This is a genomic window from Caballeronia sp. GACF4, assembly GCF_023631025.1.
Taxonomy (GTDB): Bacteria; Pseudomonadota; Gammaproteobacteria; order Burkholderiales; family Burkholderiaceae; genus Caballeronia.
On sequence record NZ_JALQDW010000044.1, the window covers coordinates 35,771 to 55,622 of the forward strand.

13 protein-coding genes and 2 pseudogenes are annotated in these 19,852 nt (G+C 60.3%); 9 read left to right on the top strand and 6 right to left on the bottom strand.

Annotated features, from left to right (window positions below; all coding sequences use genetic code 11):
• Positions 1-470: 470 nt before the first annotated feature.
• The 5 genes from NCR40_RS30870 to NCR40_RS30890 all read right to left on the bottom strand — a co-directional run bounded on the left by NCR40_RS30870 (position 471) and on the right by NCR40_RS30890 (position 7,318).
• On the bottom strand, positions 471-2,435 hold the full coding sequence (locus tag NCR40_RS30870; protein WP_250468059.1) for an RICIN domain-containing protein: 1,965 nt from the start codon (positions 2,433-2,435) through the stop codon (positions 471-473).
• A gap of 30 nt (positions 2,436-2,465) precedes the next feature.
• Positions 2,466-3,095 (bottom strand): SCO family protein, encoded by a 630-nt coding sequence (locus NCR40_RS30875; protein ID WP_250511770.1) that lies wholly within the window; start codon positions 3,093-3,095, stop codon positions 2,466-2,468.
• A 440-nt stretch (positions 3,096-3,535) separates the two neighbouring features.
• Positions 3,536-4,591 (bottom strand): serine hydrolase domain-containing protein, encoded by a 1,056-nt coding sequence (locus NCR40_RS30880; protein ID WP_250511771.1) that lies wholly within the window; start codon positions 4,589-4,591, stop codon positions 3,536-3,538.
• Positions 4,592-4,614: 23 nt separating this feature from the next.
• The gene (locus tag NCR40_RS30885; protein WP_244831836.1) at positions 4,615-5,907 is read right to left on the bottom strand and encodes an MFS transporter; all 1,293 of its coding nucleotides are present in this window, start codon (positions 5,905-5,907) and stop codon (positions 4,615-4,617) included.
• A complete protein-coding gene (locus NCR40_RS30890; protein ID WP_250511772.1) occupies positions 5,897-7,318 on the bottom strand; it encodes a M20 family metallopeptidase in 1,422 nt (473 codons plus the stop codon). The genes NCR40_RS30885 and NCR40_RS30890 overlap by 11 nt, the downstream gene beginning before the upstream one ends.
• A 128-nt stretch (positions 7,319-7,446) precedes the next feature.
• Here NCR40_RS30890 and NCR40_RS30895 point away from each other — a divergent pair, with 128 nt between their 5' ends.
• On the top strand, positions 7,447-8,352 hold the full coding sequence (locus NCR40_RS30895; protein ID WP_244831834.1) for a LysR family transcriptional regulator: 906 nt from the start codon (positions 7,447-7,449) through the stop codon (positions 8,350-8,352).
• A gap of 23 nt (positions 8,353-8,375) precedes the next feature.
• On the opposite strand, the gene NCR40_RS30900 is transcribed toward NCR40_RS30895, so the two are convergent.
• Positions 8,376-10,736: an acetamidase/formamidase family protein gene (locus NCR40_RS30900; protein WP_250511773.1), complete on the bottom strand. Its 2,361-nt coding sequence runs from the start codon at positions 10,734-10,736 to the stop codon at positions 8,376-8,378.
• Between the two features lie 301 nt (positions 10,737-11,037).
• Here NCR40_RS30900 and NCR40_RS30905 point away from each other — a divergent pair, with 301 nt between their 5' ends.
• From NCR40_RS30905 to NCR40_RS30945, 8 genes and pseudogenes are all read left to right on the top strand, one after another.
• A complete protein-coding gene (locus tag NCR40_RS30905) occupies positions 11,038-11,919 on the top strand; it encodes an ABC transporter substrate-binding protein (RefSeq protein WP_244831832.1) in 882 nt (293 codons plus the stop codon).
• A gap of 19 nt (positions 11,920-11,938) precedes the next feature.
• On the top strand, positions 11,939-13,513 hold the full coding sequence (locus NCR40_RS31405; RefSeq protein ID WP_284503553.1) for an amino acid ABC transporter permease/ATP-binding protein: 1,575 nt from the start codon (positions 11,939-11,941) through the stop codon (positions 13,511-13,513).
• A gap of 24 nt (positions 13,514-13,537) precedes the next feature.
• Entirely contained in the window at positions 13,538-14,788 is a 1,251-nt protein-coding gene (locus tag NCR40_RS30920) for an acetamidase/formamidase family protein (protein WP_244831831.1), read from the top strand.
• Between the two features lie 152 nt (positions 14,789-14,940).
• Positions 14,941-15,972 (top strand): alpha/beta fold hydrolase, encoded by a 1,032-nt coding sequence (locus tag NCR40_RS30925; protein WP_250468052.1) that lies wholly within the window; start codon positions 14,941-14,943, stop codon positions 15,970-15,972.
• Between the two features lie 439 nt (positions 15,973-16,411).
• Positions 16,412-17,845: pseudogene (locus NCR40_RS30930) on the top strand (type VI secretion system Vgr family protein); the annotation flags it as partial.
• Positions 17,846-17,944: 99 nt separating this feature from the next.
• Entirely contained in the window at positions 17,945-18,595 is a 651-nt protein-coding gene (locus tag NCR40_RS30935; RefSeq protein WP_250511774.1) for a hypothetical protein, read from the top strand.
• A gap of 108 nt (positions 18,596-18,703) precedes the next feature.
• On the top strand, positions 18,704-19,510 hold the full coding sequence (locus tag NCR40_RS30940) for a DUF3304 domain-containing protein (protein ID WP_250511775.1): 807 nt from the start codon (positions 18,704-18,706) through the stop codon (positions 19,508-19,510).
• A pseudogene (locus tag NCR40_RS30945) lies at positions 19,503-19,852 on the top strand (hypothetical protein); the annotation flags it as partial. The gene NCR40_RS30940 and the pseudogene NCR40_RS30945, both read left to right, overlap by 8 nt.

Sequence of the window (19,852 nt, forward strand, 5' to 3'; positions counted from 1 at the left end):
TACCGTGCTCGTGACCGCGCGAAGCGGCTGCGTCGTTCAAGACGCATCGACGAATGCGCGCGCTCATCGGCTCATAACGAATTGCCAGAGCGCGGCGCACTGTGCGTCAGCGATCTTGTAACGCGGCATCGCCCGACGAAGCACGATGTCCGCTGGATCGACGCCATCCTTGATCGCGCGGCAAAAAGCGATGGGATCGTAATGGCTCATCGGCCCTCCGCGACGACGCGTTTCGCCAAGCAAGGACTCGCGAGTCAGCGGCGGCGCAAAGGCCGCCGCTTTCGATGTGCCCACATGGCAATTGACGCAACGAGTCGTCCACGCAGGCAACGTGCGATCGTCATCACGCAAATGCGTCGACAGCGGATGCTCTCCGTCGAAAATCGCGCAGCCCAGGTCGCGCGGTTCACATGCGGCATGGGCAACCGTTACCATCGCAACGAGCGCGAGGCCGACCAAGCGCTGCGCCATCAATGCACGCGCATGGTACGCGAGAGGCTCGGCACGCCCTTCGCGTTCAGCGCAAAAAGCATGTAATAGCCGGGCACGACGATGCCCGGATCGGACGGAATCTTCAACTTGTACTCGCCAGCGGTGCCCACCGTAAACGTCAGCGGCACGCGTCGCTGTTCGTTGTTCACCGAATGCGTGGCCGACGATGAGCGCATCAGCGCAAATGCTGTCATGCCCTTGGTCGCCGATACGACGATGGTCGTGCCGAGCAACGCATCGGTCGGCGCGGAACTCATGGTCGGTCTGGTTGCGGCGGACCCGTCCGCGTTGAGAAGATAAGGCGGCGTCAATATCTCGACATTCGTGTGATTCGTGGCGCACGAGCCGCACAATCCGCCGCCGCCGCTGAGCACGCGTCCATCGTTCAGCAGCAGCGCCATGCTGTGATAAGTGCGCGGTACGGCTTGTGGCGCGAGCCGCGAAAACGCATTCGTGGTCGGGTCCCACAACTCGGGCGTGAGGATCGCGTTGTCGTCCGAAAACGGCACGGCGAAGGTCTGACCGCCGATCACGACGACCTGCCCATTCGGCAACACGACGCTGTTGTTGAACGCGCGCTGATAGCTCATCGGTGCGATGGTGCGCGTGATCGCCGTTCCGCTGCTGATGTCGATCAGCGTCGCATTGGAGGTGGCCGTCGATTGGTCGTAGCTCGGCGCGCCACCCACGGCAAGTATCTTGCCGACGTCGTACATGACCGCGTTGCCGTTCATCGCGTCATTGTCGCTGCCCCGGTTGCCGGCTGCGGTGACGCTGCCGTTGCCCGCCGTGTCGAACCAGTGCATGGCGCGGCTCGGGCCCGCATGAAACACGCGTCCGTTGGCGACCGCGAAGAGCCACGCGTGGTTGTCGGCGCGGAACACGCCCGCAGCGTCGTTCGTCAGGATGTAGTCGTCGAGAATGGCGCCGTTGACTTGCCAGCCCGAGCCCGAGGTCCACGTTTCGCCCGTCTTTCCACCGAGCCCGCCATTCCATGAGCCGCCCACGAGAAACACGTTACCGTTGCTCAAGGTCACGCTGCCCTGATAGCCGCGCGAAATGTTCATCTGATTGCTCGACGTCCATGTGCCGGTCGTAGGCGAATAGATGCTGGTCTTTTTCGTGCTCGATCCGCCCGTCACGAAGATGCGGCCATCGGGAAGATTGGCGATACCCGGACAGAACATGTCGTGCCCGGTGTTGGTCACGATCATTTGTTTGCTCGTGCCCGTCGATGGATTGAAGATCGCCGTGTACGTCTTGCCCGGCGTGACTTCGCCAGAGGTGAAGTTGAGGGCGCTGTCGGCCGACCAGACCAGCACGGTTCCATCGGGAAGATTCGCGGCTTGGAGCGGCACGAGCGGCAACGTGATGGGCGCCGTCCATTTCGAAGGCAATGCAGCTTGCGGCGCGGGCAAGCCGCTGACTTTCCATGTCTGCGTCGCGCTTGCGTTACACACCTGCTGCGTCAGTTGCACGCCTTGTGAGGTCGTACTCGACGCGGTCACGCACAAGCCGCTGTGTCCCGCGACGATCGCGTAACCTCCGCCTTGCGGGATCAACGAAAACGCCTGGTTCGTGCCGCCACTGCAGGTCCATTGAATGATAGGACCGCCAGGATCGGGACTTTGACCCGACACGTCCATGCATAGACCGCTATTGAGATTGATGAGGTTGTAGCGCGTGCCTGTAGCAACCGGCTTCCATTGCTGATTCGCGCCGCCGGTGCAGGGCCATGTAATGACTGGCGCGTTCGGTGTTTTGGATTCGCCGCTCACGTCGGCGCACATGCTGGTGCCGCTTAGCGTGATGGGCGCCGATGTCTGCGCGCGGACTTGGTGCGACACACTCGCTAACGTTAGCGCCAACGCCAGCAGCAAGACGACGCGCGCATGGCGGGCAACGTCAAGCAACACGCTCCCGGCCGAAAGGATTCGTGGCATGGTCCTGCTCCCCGTGGATAAGTCGAATAGCTATGTCAGTGCAAGCGCGCCGAGCACATCGCAGACATCGTTCACGCGTGGAAGATCGGCGCTTCTCCAGCGCAACATCGCATTGGCATCGAAGCAATAGACCTGCGTCGAATGGTCTGCGATGTCACTTGCCGATGCCTTGCTGCCCGACAGCGCCACGCGCATCTTGTCGACATCCGCAAGCGTCGGAGTCGCTGCGATCCACGAAGGACCCGCCTCGAACTGGGCGAGCCATGCGTGCAATGCCTGAGGTGAATCGGAAAGCGGATTGATTCCAATCGATAGCAACTGCACCGCATGACGAGTACGGATGCTCGTCATGCGTTTCTGTACCGCGCTGAATAGCGCGCCCTGCAAAGGACATACCGTGCCGCAACCGGTGTAGACCGTCTGCAACGCAGTCACGCCGTGACGCAACACTTCGTTCAAGCGACGCGTCTTGCCGGTCTGATCGACGAGCACGATATCGTCAAGGCGAAGCGGCGGCGTGACGAGTCCCACCGCATCATGTTGAGCGAAGGCGAAGGGGGACGCTGCACCGAGAGCGAGCGCCGCGATGTCACCGAGCAGGGCGCGACGAGTCAACGACGGGGTGCATGCACGAATGCCGGAACGCACACGATCGGGCATCGTTTTGTGACCTGCCGAACTTGACCTTGTCCACACTTTGATGATCCCCGTATCGAGCTCTATGGCTCTGACCCGCCGTTCGAATGGCCAATGACGTACATGCCGGGAAGCGTGATCGAGCCGCTTCGCGTTCGCGTATTGGTCATGCCATTGGAACAAAGCTTAGCAGGTCAAATCAGCGTCGAACGTTCATCGCACGAATGGAAATACTCGCGTATGTGTACTCGGACACATTGCGTTTGAGCGCTTAAATAAAGGGTCGAAATTGCGGGAAGTTCTACTCGGTCGGAACTGCTGATGTTGCGATGTGGGGCATTTAGCAGAGGCGGAATTCAGGGGCCTTTTTAGTGCACGCTAGGTACGCGCTTGGGAGATTTATCGAAAGCCCGAAATGAGAGGACGGCCAACTTGTCGTGTCGGCCGGAAAGAAGCTCAAGCTTTCAACGCGTCATCCTCTTGACGCCATCGAACACCAACCCAAAAAACTCCCCGGCAAACGCCGAATCCAGCCACCTCACGATAGCCGCCAGCCGCGTGGAAGGTTCGATCCACATGAACGAACTTCCCGCGCCCACGCCAAAATAGCTCGACTCCGGCACCGAGGGAAACATCTTCCGCCCCGTATTGAGCCAGACAAGAAACCCATAAAACGGCGCGATATCACAAGGCGTGCGCATTTTCTCGATCCACTCGCGGGACAGCACCCGCCGCCCGGAAACCAGACCTTCGTCCAGCAACATCCGCGCGATCTTCAACTGGTCGTTCGCGCTGACCGACATGCCGCCGCCCCAATGCGTTCCACCGGGAACGGACTGCATGCGCCGTCCATCGATCTCGGTCCACGCATGGTCGTAACCCACCCATTGCCAACCATCGCTCATGCCGCAGGGCTCGGCAATCGCTTCACGAAACACTTCGGGGAGTGGCCGACGAAACAGATGCATCAACGCAAGCGATAACTGGTTGATCCGCACGTCGTTGTATTCCCAGAAGGTGCCAGGCGTCTGCAACGGCCGCAAGTCGCCTTTCTTGCCTGCGGGCGGCTCGCCAAATGTCACCGCGCGATAATGATCCGCCTGATCCGAAAGCCCGAAGCACTCGCCTTGCCATTCGCTCGTCTGCTGCAGCAGTTGCGCCCACGTAACCGGGGCGTTATGCGCGTCGTCGAAGCCGATACCGGGCACGCGCTCGCGCACGGCTTCATCGACATCGGGCAGCAAGCCACGGTCGTGCGCCACGCCCGCAAGCAAGGCGAGGTACGTCTTCGCAATGCTGAAGGTAAGGTCCGCGCGATCCGGCTTGCCCCACGTGGTGATCACGTGGCCATCGAGCGCAATCGCGCCCGACACCGGACCACGATCATGTACCGGTCCAAGCAGCTTGTTCCACGGCGCGGGATCGTTGATATGCACGCCCCAGTTGCCATCGACGTTCCGGTCCCACTTCGATTCATGATCGATGGAAAACTGAATCGCACGTTTCAATGTCTCGTTCATTTTCAAAGTTCCTGGCAAAGGCTTTAGCGCAACTTGATCCGCATGCGCGCCCACACGAGCGTAAAGAGGCTCACGACCGCAGCGATCATCAGATACAGTCCCGGCGCAAGGTTGTTGCCCGTGACCGCGATCAACGAAGCCACCGCGAGCGGCGTGAAGCCGCCGAAAATGGTCGTGCCGATGTTGTAGCCGAAGGCCATGCCCGTGGTGCGCGTGGCGGTCGGAAAGAGTTCGGCCATCAATGCCGGAATCGGCGCGAAGTAGGTGGCCTTGAGTAACGCGACCCAGATCACCGCGGCGAGCAAGGTCGGCAGCGAAGGATGGGCATTCATGAGCATGAACGCCGGATAAACGGTCAGAAAGAACACGACGCCCGTCACCTGCATGATGCGAATGCGCCCGAATTTGTCCGACAGGTGTCCCACCACCGGCACGAGCACCATCATGATGAAGCCCGCCGTCAACGTGGCGATGAAGCCCGACGACGGCGACAAGCCCAACTGCCGCGTCGCGTACGTCGGCATATAAAGCAGCATGTAGTTGGCCGTGGTCGTGAGCACGAGCGAGCCAATGGAGATGAGCAAGCGTTCCTTCTGCGTCTTGAGCAACTCGCGCACGGGCGACGCCACTTTCTCGGCCTGCTCGAACTCCGGCGTTTCGTCCATGCGTCGGCGAATATACAGCCCGATCGGTCCGATCAACACGCCGAAGAGAAACGGGATGCGCCATCCCCAGCCTTCGAGCTGCGCAGGCGTGAGCGTGCTCGTCAGCACGGCACCAAAGAGCGACGCGAGCAGCGTGCTCGCGCCTTGACTCGAAAACTGCCAGCTCGACATGAAGCCGCTGCGCTCGGGCGCATGTTCGACGAGAAATGCCGTCGAACTGCCGAACTCGCCGCCCGCCGAAAAGCCCTGCAACAAACGCGACAAGAAGATCAGAATGGGCGCCGCAATGCCGATGCTTGCATACGAAGGCATGAGCGCGACCATGGCCGTGCCGACGGTCATCATCGCGATGGACAGCGTAAGCGATGCCTTGCGGCCATGCCGGTCGCTATACGAGCCGAGCACGAGCGCACCGACGGGCCGCGCGAGATACGACAGCGCGAAGGTGCCGAGGGTGAGCAGCAGCGAGACGGTGTGATCCTGCGTGGGAAAAAACAGCTTCGACAATACGCCTGCGAAGTAGCCATAGACGACGAGATCGTAAAACTCGAGCGCATTGCCGATAGACGTGGCGACGATCAGACGCGCCACGTTGCGATGCTTCGCCGGCTCATCGCGCGCGGGGGATATCGTGACGGAATCAGTGCTCATGGCGGGCTTCTCCGTTCGACCGAGGCGCTACGTTGCCATCGCGCGCGCCGAGGTCCCAGTAAAGACCCGCCATGATGCGCAAGCCTTCGCGCACCACCGGCGCGAGCATGTGTTCGTCCGGCGCATGCTGCGAGCATCCGGGATACGAATGCGGCACCCAGATGGTCGGCATGCCGAGCACATCGGCGAATACATCGTTGGGGAGCGTGCCGCCGAGGTTCGGCAAGAGCACGGGCGCGCTGCCAGTCGTCTGCGTCAGCGAACGGATCGACCACTGCACCCACGCGTTGTCAGGATCGACGCGCGTGGCGGGCATGCCGCGTTCCACTTCGATATCGACCATGGTGAAACCGTGCGCATCGAGATGGTCACGCACGATCCTGGCAAGCTCGCGCCAGTTCGTGCCGACGACGAAGCGAATCTGCATGTGCGCGAACGCATGCGGCGGAATGGCGTTGACGGGCTTCTCGGGATTGCCCGCGCGAAACGCCAGCACTTCGATATTGTTCCAGCCGAACACGCGTTCGGCGGGCGTGAGACCCGGCTCGCCATAGTCGGCATCGACTTCCGGTTCGCCGGGATTGCCGCCCACGACGATCCCCTCCAGCGCGCGCCGCACCGATTCCGGCACCGGCGGCGGCCGCAATCCTTCGATGACGATCTTGCCGTTCTCATCGACCATGGATGCAATGGCGTTTGCCAGCACCACGGCCGGATTGCGCAAGAGGCCGCCCCAGTTGCCCGAGTGATGCGCGCCATCGCGCAGCTTCACATCGAGACGGAAATTGATGACGCCGCGCGATCCGAGAAAGAGCGTCGGGCGGTTGGCGGCGAGGCGCGGTCCGTCGGATGCAATCAACACGTCCGCCGCGAGTTCATCGCGCAACTTGAGACACACCGCATGCAGGCCGGGTGAACCGACTTCCTCGCCGGTCTCGAACAGCAGCTTCAGATCGAAGCCGAGCTTGCCCTCGCGCGCGTCGAGCACGGCCTTCAGCGCCGCGAGATTGATGCTGTGCTGGCCCTTGTTGTCGGCGGTGCCGCGGCCGTACCAGCGTTCGCCTTCCACCGTCACGCGCCACGGCGACCGGCCTTCGGACCATTGCGCGTCGTAGCCGCGTACGACATCGCCGTGACCGTAGCCAAGCACCGTCGGCAAGTCCGCGGCTTCATGGCGATGCGCGATGAGGAATGGCCCCGCGCCCGCCACCGGATTCTCGACGATGCGGCACGCGAAGCCCCATTCCTCGAGCGTGGGCGTGAGTTCTTCTTCGAGGTAAGCGAAGAGGCGCGCGCCGCTGTCGGCTTCCTGACTATCGGTGCGCAGACCGACGCGTCGCTGCAGGTCTTCGAGGAACGCGCCGGACTCATAACGCTGAGTGGCAAGCTGGATGGCGGTATCGCGGGTCACGTCGTTCTCCCTTTAATCGTGACTCATGCTGCCGCCGCCGATATTTCTGGACAATTACAATATTTCTCAAGAACCCTTGCCTAAAAGGCAAATCGAGGGTTATCCCGGAGCGGAACGAGAAGGCGGAAATGGACGAGACGGCGTTGCGTTACTTCCTCGAAATCGCGCGAAGCGGCTCGCTTAGCAAGGCATCGGAGCGGCTGTTCGTGGCGGTGTCGGCATTGAGCAGGCAGATGGCGAAGCTCGAAGAGCAGATGGGCACACCGCTATTCGAACGGCGTCCGCGCGGCATGGTCTTGACCGATGCCGGGCGCTTGCTCGCCAATCATGCGCGCCGCAGTCATCTGGAAAACGAGCGCGTGATCGATGAAATACGCGATTTGAGCGCGGGCGGCCGCGTGACGATACGCGTCGCCGCGTCCGAAGGCGTGGCGCCGGATTTCTTGCCGCAAGCCTTTGCGCGGTTTCTGGAGACGCATCCGCGTGCGCAGTTTCAACTCGATGTATCGCCGCCATCGGTCGCCACACAGCGCGTGCGCGAAGGCACGCACGATGTCGCGGTGTGCTTCAGCGTCGCGCCCGAGAAGGACGTGCACGTGCATTATGCGCAGCGCGCGCCGGTGTTCGCATTGATGCGCGGTGGTCATCCGCTGGCGAAACGCGAGTCGGTTTCGCTCGCCGATCTCCACGAATGGCCGATGGCCATGCATAACCAGGGCGTGACGCTGCGTCAGTTATTCGATATCTCGTGCAGTCTCGAAGGGCTCGTCTTCGAGCCGGTGTTCATCGCGAACTATCACATGGCCTTGCAGAGTTTCGTGCAACGCACCGACGCCATCACGCTGACCGGCTACCTCACCGTGCGCAGCCGTTTGCAGCGTGACGATATGGCGGCCGTGCCCATCAGCAATCCCGAACTGCATCAGCGCACCTTGCAGATTCAGACGATGGCGGGACGCACCTTGCCGCAAGCGGTGGTGGCGTTCGTCGAATTGTTGACGCGGGCGATCGAGGAGCCCGAGGCGGTTCAGTAACGATGGCGCTCCATATATAAGCGCTAATCCGTGAAAAGCGCCTTGCGGATGATCGCGTGCACGCCCCAGTTGCCATCGACCACTTGCGTCACGCCGAAGTCCACGGCCACCGACATCAACGAGATCGCTTCGTCTTCGCTCAGTCCCTTGGTCGACATGAGAAAGCGGCGCGTCTTGATGAAGGCGTCGCGCATGGCCTGATCGAGCGTGGACTTCTGATAGACCTCGCTCTGCGCGCTGGTGCCGAATTCCGCGAGATAGTCGGCGTGGCTGAAGCCGTGCAACACCCATTCGTCGGCGGTTTCGACGAGCGGATACGTGAGGTCCGCAAAGGGCTGTGAGGCGAGCGTGTGCTTCTTGTGCAGGATCAGTTCGAAGTCGCCCGTAAGCGAGCATTCGATAGCCGTGCCGCACAACTCGGAGTCTCCTTGCGACGCATGCGGGTCGCCGATGGAAAGCAGCGCGCCCGCCACGCCCACTGGCAGAAACACGCTTGCACCCGGTCCCACGCGCCAGTTGTCGAGATTGCCGCCGAAGGCCGAAGGCGGGATCGAATCGATCAGACCGTTTTGTCGAGGCGCGACGCCGATCACGCCGAAATGCGGCCGCACCGGAATGGTGACGTTCTTCAGCACGTTGTGATTTTCGACGACGGTCGAATGATCGACAGGCACGCCGGGATAATCGATGATCGGATGCATCACGCCGAACGGATCGCGTTGCGGCGTCCAGCGATAGTTGTAGACGGCGCGCGCATAGGCGCTCTCGTCGACGCGTTCGGTATCCGTATGAAGCTCGTAGATCGTCACGACTTCGCGAGGCTTGGGTTCGGTCAAGAGCTCGCGATAGTGAAAGCCCCACCACGCGGCCACGTTGCTGCCAAATGCGCGGCCATGATATCTCGGGTTCGCGCAGCGTCGCGGATGAATATCGACGATCCGCACTTCGAGCACGTCGCCCGGCTCCGCGCCCGTGACGGCAATCGGTCCCGTGCAGATATGCACGCCGAAGCCTTCGCCCGCGCCGCGTCCGTAGATCGATGCGTTCATCGGTCCCGCGCCGCGCCGGTCCACGTTCTTGCGCTCGGCGGTCCAGTGGAACACGCTCTCGGCGCCGGGATCGCCCGCGATCATACGATCCCAGTCATCCGCGGCATGTTGCGTGAGCGCTTCCACGGTCACGGTGTCGCCGCTCTGTACTTCGAGCACGGGCTTCAGATCGTGGCTGAAATAGCCCCAATGCACGGTATTTGCCGTTGCGCGCAGCAGATGATGGCGCGGCTTGTCGCGTCCGAGCCGAGGTTCGATATGCACGGCATCGAGTTCTTCACGCACGGCGACGAGCGTATCGCCCGCATGATCCTGACGCGCCTGCGCGATCAGGCTCGCCGCATTGACCGGCAAGCCGCGCGAGAGACTTCGCACCAGATGACGCGCTATTTCAAGGCTCGCCTCGTGCCTGAAGGTGCGCGGCGACGCGCCGTAACGTTCGCGAAACACGCGGCTGAAATGCGCGGGATCGTTGAAGCCCCAGCGAAAGCAGATGTCCGATATCGATACTTTCTCGGAGAGCGGATCGGCCAGTTCCGCGCGGCATCGCTCAAGACGGCGTGAGCGCACATAGGTCGAAAAGCTCTGTCCGGCGAGTTCGAAAAGCTTCTGCACATAGCGTGGCGACACGCGCTCGTCCTTTGCAAGCGTGGCGACGCTCAAGGTCGATTCGGCGAGATTCGCTTCGATGAAGCGGCATAGCCGCGAGAACAGCGCCGCCTGCGACGGCGTGAGTCCGTTAAACGAGCCCTTGCGTTCCTGTCCCGCAAGACACGCGACGAGCATTTCCGCGAGCGCGAGTTCGGTGGGACGCAATTCATCGGCGCTCAAGGTCTCGAGGCTCTCGACCACCGAGCGCAAAAAGCCCGAGAAGATATGGCCCATGCCCGTTGCGCCCGGCAGCAGCGCCACGCGCAAAGAAAGCGGCGAGAGCAAGCGCGCGTTGATCGCGCTCTTCGGCGCACGCACGATAAAGGCGCGAAAGCGCCCCGCGAAGATCAGCGACGCGCTTTGTCCCGATGCCGCATACACGATGTCATGCGGGCTCACGCGTTCGCGCAGGCCGTCGGCGACGAGCGTGGCGTCGCCATCGATCAGCAATACGAGCATGAGACTGCCGCTTTGATCGGCGCTCAGTTCGAGCGTCTGCGCGGCCGAGGCGATCGTCGTGAACTCGATGCCGCCCGCCGATACACGCGATGTCAGCGTGCCTTGCAGACCGCGTTCGCCGCCTTCTATCTTGCCGTGCCACCCCAGGCGCGCGAGCGCCGCTTTCCATTCATGTCGACGTTCGAACTCGGGATACGACTCGGTGGTGAAGCGCGACAGGTTCAAGCGAAAACTCCACGAATAGCAGGCAAGACGCGCTTTGGAAAAGCAACTCCCGCGCCATCGCGGCCATGCGGCGACGCGATGCAAGGCGTGCCGAACCACAGTGCATGCATGCGCCATCGCGGCGCATGCATGCACTCGTGCGCGACACGGCGTTACCGGCGAAAGCGGTTCTTGGACGAGCGTGCACGTGAGGACCAGCAGTTGTGCGCAGCCAGACAAGTTAGCGGGATTTCGGTCGCCTACGCTCGGGGCATCGCAAGTCAATCGTCATCAGCGGTCAAGAGCCGCCAGGAGCGTATCGATGCAAAGGAATCTCATGGGCCGTTTAGCTCGCGTGTGGCTCGGCGCTTTGTGCGCGTCGCTGTTCGCGTTCGCGGGGCAAGCACACGCCGCATCGCCCGCCGAATGCAGCGCGTTGCAGGCGAAGTATCCACAGTTCAAGGGCAAGACGCTCACCAATGCGATCAATCCGCACACGCCGGGCTATGAAGCGCTCGATCCGAACGATCCGAGCAAGTACGTCGGCTTCGATATCGACTTGGGCGAGATGATCGCGCAGTGTCTCGGCTTCACGATGGCGTACAAGCCCGTCACCTTCGCCGCGTTGCTCACGACGCTGCAGAGCGGTCAGGCCGACATCGTCATCTCCGACATCTACGCAACCGAGGAACGCGCCAAAGCCGCCGATTTCATCACGTATTCGAAGGTGTTCGACGGCGTGCTCGTCGCGAAGGGCAACCCCAAGAAAATTACCGGCATCAACACGTCGATGTGCGGCACGACCGCCGCTGAAAACACCGGCTACGTGGAAGTGCCGCTGGTTCAGGCGCTCGCGCCGCAATGCAAGGCGGCAGGCAAGCCGGAAGCCACCGTGCAGCTTTACGACAACAACGCTAACTGCATCCAGGCCATTCTCGCCGGCCGCGCAGATACGTATATCAACGACGTGAACACGGTCGATCAGGCCGTCAAGGCGTATCCGGACAAGCTCGAAAAAGCGACGGCGGTGACCTTGCCGTATTTCGTGGGTATCGGCGTGCCGAAAGACAAGCCTGATTTCCGCGATGCCGTGATGGCCGCGCTCGTCGCCATTCAGAAGAGCGGCGCGCAGTCGGACTTGCTCAAGAAGTGGGGCCTCGGCGTGGAGAACCTAGCCGCGCCGCAATTGATCGTCGCGAAGTAAGCACGGGAAGCATCGGCTCATGGACCTGTTCCTTCACTATCTCGGCCTGCCGTATCTTCTGGACGGCATCCGCTTCACGATCGCCGTGACCTTGCTGGGACTCGCGGGCGGCCTCGTGCTGGGACTCGTGCTCGCGGCCATGCAACTGAGCCGTATCGGGCCGCTAGCGGCGATCGCGCGCGGCTACACGGTGATCTTTCGCGGCACGCCGCTGATTCTGCAACTGGTGTTCGCCTACGATGCCTTGCCGCATATCGGCATCAAACTGAGCGCGATCGGCGCGGCGGGCCTCGCGCTCGCCGCGAACGAAGCGCCGTTCATCGCCGAGATATTCCGCTCGGGCGTGCTCGGCGTGGATCGCGGACAAACACTCGCGGGGCAGGCGCTCGGCATGACGCCGGGCGTGCTGATGCGCAGAATCATCGCGCCACAGGCGATTCGTTCGATGATCCCCGCGCTTGGCAACGAAACGGTCAGCGCACTGAAGAACTCGTCGCTGGCGTCGGTGATCTCGGTCGGCGAACTGACCTTGCGTAGCACGCAGCTTGCATCGTCTACGTTCGACTTCTTTTCGATCTTCTTCGCGTCGGGGCTTTTGTATCTGTGTCTCACGGGCGCCATCGCAGCGATTCAGTTGATGATCGAACGAGCGCTCGATCTGGATCGCGCGAGCACGGGCGGCGGTTTCTGGGGACGACGCAAACCCGCGCCCGCACCGAAACCCGCGAGTCCCGGCGACTTGCCGCCCGTCTTCGCGCCGATCACGGCTGCCGAACGCGCGCGCCGCTACGACACGCTGGCTCGCAACGGCGTGGCCGTGCAGATCAGTGGCGTTCACAAGCGTTACGGCGAACAGGCCGTGCTGAATGGCTTCGACCTCGACATCCGCTCCGGCGAAGTCGTCGCGTTGCTCGGGCCGAGCGGTTCGGGCAAGAGCACGCTGCTTCGCTGCATCAACCATCTGGAGCAATGGAGCGAAGGCGAGATACGCGTGGGCGGCCGGCGTCTCGGCTTTCGCGATGACGGGCGGCGAATGAATCCGCGCGAGCTGGCGCGAGAACGTGCGAGTCTCGGCGTCGCCATGGTGTTTCAGCAATTCAATCTGTTCAGTCATCTGACGGCGCGCGAGAACATTGCCTTGCCGCTCGTATGGGTGCACGGCGCAACGCTCGCCGATGCCAACCGTCGCGCCGATGCCTTGCTCGAACGCGTGGGCCTCGTGCATCGCGCGGATGCCTTGCCGCGTCATCTGTCGGGTGGCCAGCAACAGCGTGTGGCCATAGCGCGTGCGCTTGCGCCGAACCCGCGCGTGCTGCTGCTCGACGAGCCGACATCCGCGCTCGATCCCGAACTGGTCGGCGAAGTGCTCGAAGTGATCCGCCGTCTCGCGCTCGACGACGGCCTCACCATGATCATCTCGACGCATCAGTTGCGCTTCGCCGATGAAGTGGCCGACCGCGTGGTGTTCTTGAGCGGCGGAACGGTGGTCGAGGAAGGACCGGCGCATCAGGTGTTGACGCATCCGCATCATCCGCTGACTGCGCGCTTTCTCAACGTGATGGGCGCGGGCAGCACGCTCGAAACGGTGCATTAAAACCCTAAAGCCGAGGACGATTCAATGAAGCATTACACGCTGCCCGTTTCATCATCCACCGTGCATTGGGGATACTTCAGCAAACGGGTAGAGCCGCGTCTCACGCTCAAGTCGGGCGACCGCGCCACCATCGAAACGCTGACGCATCATGCCAACGACGACCACGAGCGCATGGTCGCGGGCGACCCCGGCGCGCAGAGCGTGTTCGAATGGACGCGCGAGCACAAGGGCGTATCGCGGCGCGGCGCTGGCCCGACAGAAGGTCCCTTCAAGCTGGGCGATGGCGAAGGCGTCGGCGTGCATCTGCTGACCGGGCCTGTCGAGATAGAAGGCGCCGAACCCGGCGATGTACTCGAAGTGCGCATCCTCGATGTACGGCCGCGCCCGAGTTGCAACGCGTGTCATGCGGGCAAATGCTTCGGCTCGAACGTGGCGGCGTCGTGGGGCTTTCAGTATCACGATCTGATCGAGGAGCCGAAGCCGCGCGAAGTCGTGACGATCTTCGAACTCGATACTTCCGGCGAGCCGTATGCGCGCGCCGTCTACAACTATGTGTGGACGCCGCAGACCGACCCGGACGGCATCGTGCATGCGACCATCGATTATCCTGGCGTGCAGGTGGATCATCGACTGGTGAAGAAGCGCGAGAACATCCTGCCCGACATACGCGTGCCGGCGCGGCTGCATTTCGGCACCATGGGCGTGGCGCCCGCCGAAGCGGACTATGTCAGCTCGATTCCTCCGAGCTATACCGGCGGCAATATCGACGACTGGCGTATCGGCAAGGGTTCGAAGATGTATTACCCGGTGGCCGTTGCGGGCGCGCTGTTTTCAGTCGGCGATCCGCACGCGGCGCAAGGCGACAGCGAACTCGGCGGCACGGCCATTGAAACGTCGCTCACGGGTGACTTCGAATTCATCCTGCACAAGCAGGCGGATCTCGAAGGCACGTTGCTCGAAGGATTGACGCATCCGCTGCTCGAAACGGATCAGCAATGGTCCGTGTATGGCTTCACGTTTCCGAACTATCTCGCCGAACTCGGCGCCAACGCGCAACTCGAAGTCGCGCAACACGCGAGCCTCGACCGTGCCATGCGCGATGCCTTTCGCAAACTGCGGCGCTTCTTGATGACGGTTCATGGACTGAGCGAAGACGAGGCCATCGCGCTCATGTCCGTGGCGGCGGATTTCGGCGTGACGCAGGTCGTCGATGCGAACTGGGGCGTGCATGGCTCCATCCGCAAAGAGGTGTTTGCAAACTACAAAAAGCGCTGAGTATTCCGCGCTTTTGAATCGCGATGTGTAGATTGAATGGACGGATACACTGAGATACATCGCTCCTGATCGGCTGGGATATAAAACCGTCGAGGCCACTCTTCAAGTGGACCCACGAAAATTCCCGAACCAATCGATAAGGAGGTCTGGTCATGTCAGAACCCGTCAATCAACGGCGTCGTCTTATGCTTGGGACGACGCTTGCAAGCGTCGCCCTTGCGGACTTCGGCTTCAGCACGTTCGCGAAGGCGCAATCGTCCACTGTTAGAGCGACGAGCGCGGGCGCGTCGTTTGGCCCGATCAGGCAGATCGATGCGGGCAAGCTCAACGTCGGCTATGCGGAACTCGGGCCCGCCAATGGCACGGTCGTGTTTCTGCTGCATGGCTGGCCTTACGACATCCACAGCTATGCCGAGGTTGCGCCTATTCTGGCCGCGGCCGGTTATCGCGTGATCGTGCCGTATCTGCGTGGCTATGGCTCCACGCGCTTCCTTTCCGCCGATACCGTGCGCAACGGTCAACAGGTCGTGACAGCGGTGGATATCGTCGCGCTCATGGATGCGCTCAAGATCGAGCAGGCCATCTTCGGTGGTTACGACTGGGGTGCGCGCACGGCAGATTGCATCGCTGCATTGTGGCCGGAGCGCGTGAAGGCGCTGGTGTCGGTGAGCGGGTATCTCATCGGCAGTCAGGAGGCGAACAAAAAGCCGCTGCCGCCCAAGGCGGAGTTCCAGTGGTGGTATCAGTACTATTTCTCGACGGAGCGTGGCGCGCTGGGTTATGCGGCCAATCGCGATGCCTTCAACAAGCTGATCTGGCAGCTTGCGTCACCGAAGTGGAATTTCGACGATGCCACGTACGAACGCTCGGCCGCATCGTTCCAGAACCCGGACCATGTCGCGGTGGTCATTCATAACTATCGCTGGCGGCTCGGGCTTGTACAGGGAGAAGCGCAATACGACGCGCTCGAACAGCGTCTTGCGGCAGGACCGACCATCTCCGTGCCCACCATCACGTTGGAAGGCGATGCCAACGGCGCGCCGCATCCCGAACCTGCTGCGTATGCGAAGAAGTTCACGGGCAAGTATGTGCATCGCACGCTGGGCGGGGGTGTCGGACACAACTTTCCGCAGGAAGCGCCGAGGGAGTTTGCTGATGCGATGTTGCAGGTGACGAAGTTGTGAGACGAGTGTTGCCTGTTATGGCGCGCGTGCGAGGATCGCGTTAGGAAGTCACATGACCGCCGTCGGTGGAAGCTTTGACGGCGGCCTTCTTTGGGCGCGTGACTGACTGCAGCCTCGGTAAAGATGTGGCCGATGTATCAGCGAGAAAGCCCTTTGGGTCATCAGAAAACTCCTAAAAATAGAATACTGCATCGATATCCAAATGGCTTGTTAAGTCGATGAATCTGCAGAAATTCTTATAGTCGAGCATCGCATTGCGGAGAGATTGGCTGCGCACGAGCAGCGATTTTTTCGGCAACAATTCCTTACTGGCCTGAATTGAGTTCGACTAGCAATTCGTCGATCTCATGGCAAAGAACTACGCAGTGCGATCAGGATGCCGAAACGCTGGATCGAAATTTCGCGCGCATCAAAAGAGATTCATAGGAGATGTATTTAGATGTCGATGGTATTGCCAAGTCAGGCCTATACGCTACAACTCAAGCCGCAGTCCTTTCCCGTCTCCGTGCTTAGATTTTCCGGCAAAGCGAGCGTCAGTGAGCTCTATGAATATCAAATAGATTTCACGAGCCCGGTCGCCGATATTCCAATGGACCAAGTCGTCGGCCGACCAGCGACATTTACCATCGATCCTGTTGATCCCGATCAAGGGTATCTGCAAAGAATGTTCGGTGAGCGCTGGAAGGACTTTAGCAAGATGCCGAAGTCGTACGTCACGCACGGGATGATCTGCCGCTTTGAGCAACTCGGAATGTCCGCCGACGAGACGCGTTACCGCGTCGTGCTCGTACCCAGGATCGCCGATCTCGCCCGCGCCCGCAAAAGCAGGCTGTTCCAGATGCAATCCGTCGTGGAAATCATCACCGATACATTGCGCCACTACGGCTATCGCCTTGGCGTGGATTTCGATTTTCTGAAGCTTCGCGGCAAATACAAACGCCGCGAGTACGTGACTCAATATCACGAGACGACATTCGCCTTCATTCAGCGACTTTGCGCAGAGGAAGGGCTGTGGTTTCGCTTCGAGCAGAAGTCCAATGGTACCGCCATGATTTTCGGCGACGATCTCGATGCCTACGCGCGCAAACAGCGCGTCGTTCCTTATCGTCTTCATTCCGGTTTGGAAAGCGCGGGTGCTGAATCGCTTCGTTCGCTCAAAACGATCACCCGGCGCGTGCCCGAAGCAATTCAGCTCGACGATTACAACCATCGGCAAGCGGATGTCTCATTGCTAGTCGAGTCCAATGCCGCGCCTGCCGATAAAACCACTGATGGAGTGGACAACCATTGGGGCGAACACTATGAGACGCAAGAAGAAGGCAAGACGATTGCGCTGATTCGTCATGAGGCGCATCTGGCGGAGCAGATCAGCTATTCAGGCCGAGGCAATCCGTTCTCCCTCGAGGCAGGTGAGGTAATGCGTCTGGACGTGAATCCGAAGGACGCGCCGCATGGTCTCTTTGTCACGTCGGTACGCTGCGGAGGTGGACGCGGTACGTCGTATTGGTGCGCTTTCCGGGCGATTCCCGCGGATCGGAGATGGCGCACGAGCATCGACAAGATTGAGCGACCGAAGATCGCAGGAACTCTTCCCGCGCGGATAGATTCTCCAGGCAAGTACAAGTACAGCTATCTCACGGAGAAGGGCCTGTACGTCACGAAGATGCCGTTCGATTTGGACGAGTGGAGTCCGGGTGGACGCAGTCGCCCTATCCGGATGGCACGGCCGTATGCGGGACCTAACTATGGTCATCACATGCCGCTGATCGACGGGACCGAGGTGGCGTTGGTTTTTACGGCACAAGATCCAAACAGACCAATCATCGTAGGCGCGTTGCATGACAGCCTCAATCCGGACCTCGTCAATAACCTCAAGCGCAAATAATCGCGCGTGCTGATCCGACGACAAAAGTAATGGCGCATCCGCTCGCGCTGGCTTCGAAGCCCCATCGCTCCGCCAGACGATCTCGCCTTGATCGCGATCTCGAAACCAGATTTCCCTGCAGGGCGCGATAAAGCAATGTGCCTGCTCGTCGGTCCAGACGCTTCGAATACGCGCGAGAATGCGGTTGTCGTAAAAGTGCAGAAAGTACTCGCGCTTGTCGGGTACGCACCCATAAAAAAGATCAAAAAAGTAACCACGGTTCATCTTGATCCTGTGAAGAGGTCTGACCGGGCCGGCAACGACGTCTTGGCTGTGCACTTCTATCCAGACGACCATGTCGAATTCGAGTTTCGCAATGACTTTAGCGGCTCTCGATTCGAATATGGAAAGGTCGATGAGTGGTTTCAAACGAAGTACGGCAAGGCTGCAAATCCAGACGATCTTGACTGGGCTGCCGCCTACCGTCGAACCACGCGTGTGGCTGTTCAAGGCTGGATGAAGTACCGCTTCACCGACACTGTCGACCTTGAGCAGTACGTGTACTACACGTTGCTCGTCAATCCGAAATTTGACGAACACCCGGCGGTGCAGCGCATCGTCATGGAGTCGAAGGGCAAGCCCGGAGCGTTTGATCTTGCAATGCAGAAGATGCCTGCAGATGTTGTGCGCGAGATTAAGAGCAACAAATTCGATCATTTGGCAAACGGAAGCAAAGTTGGCCAAGCCGATTCAATTTGATCTTGCTAACCGCGTGCGGCGTCGCTGGTTGAACGCGGTTGTTGCAAGCAAAAGTATTGCCCTATCTATCTGGTGGAATGGTGAACTAACGCAATCATGCGCATACGAATGAACCTTTCAAGTTTGATGAAACACATCTTTGTTTTGCTTGTGGCAACCGTCTTTCTTGCGGGCTGCGACTTTTTTTCTTCTGAGCCAGTGTATGGCGGGTTGAGCGCGGAGGGTATGAACTACACGCCGTACAACCTGACGGAGTTTGTGGTCCGTGACAAATACGGGAATCGAGCCAGTGGAGGCGGGGATCTGCCGCCAGGGTCAGGCGAAGGAAGAATAAGCTGCTGCTACAAGCTAAAGGGAACGGAGTTCACGGTCGAGTGGCAAGTCTATGACGCGGACGAGGCCGTAAAGGACCTGTACGCACCCATAAAGGAGATCAAAAAAGTAACCACGGTTCATCTTGATCCTGTGAAGAGGTCTGACCGGGCCGGCAACGACGTCTTGGCTGTGCACTTCTATCCAGACGACCATGTCGAATTCGAGTTTCGCAATGACTTTAGCGGCTCTCGATTTGACTATGCTGAAGTACATCATTGGTTTAAAACGAAATACGGCAAGGCTGCAAATCCAGACGATCTTGACTGGGCTGCCGCCTACCGTCGAACCACGCGTGTGGCTGTTCAAGGCTGGCTGAAATACCGCTTCACCGACTCGGTCGATCTTGAGCAGTACGTGTACTACACGTTGCTCGTCAATCCGAAGTTTGACGAACACCCGGCGGTGCAGCGCATCGTCATGGAGTCGAAGGGCAAGCCCGGAGCGTTTGGTCTTGCAATGCAGAGGCTGCCTGCAGATGTTGTGCGCGAGATTAAGAGCAACAAGTTTATCCATGCCGCAGGTGGAAGTAAGAATGGCTAATACGAACAAAACCGATCCCGCAGATCGCACGCCTCTTGAAGTGCTGGACGCAATTGGCGTCAACACGAAGGCTTATCCTTCCGATGACTGCATCCCATGCGGTGCGGTAATTCATATCGGCTTCTTTTTTGATGGATTTGGTCGACACCGTGACCATGATGACCCATCGACGTCCCGATATTCCAATATCTGCCGACTTTGGGAGGCGTACCGCGATAACAAAGATGAACGCAAAAAAGACTTGCCGAATCAGTTCTGGTATCCGCTCTACTACTCCGGCCTGGGCACGGACCTCAACAAAGAAGCCAAAGACGGCGAAATCGTATCCGCGCTGACGAGCAA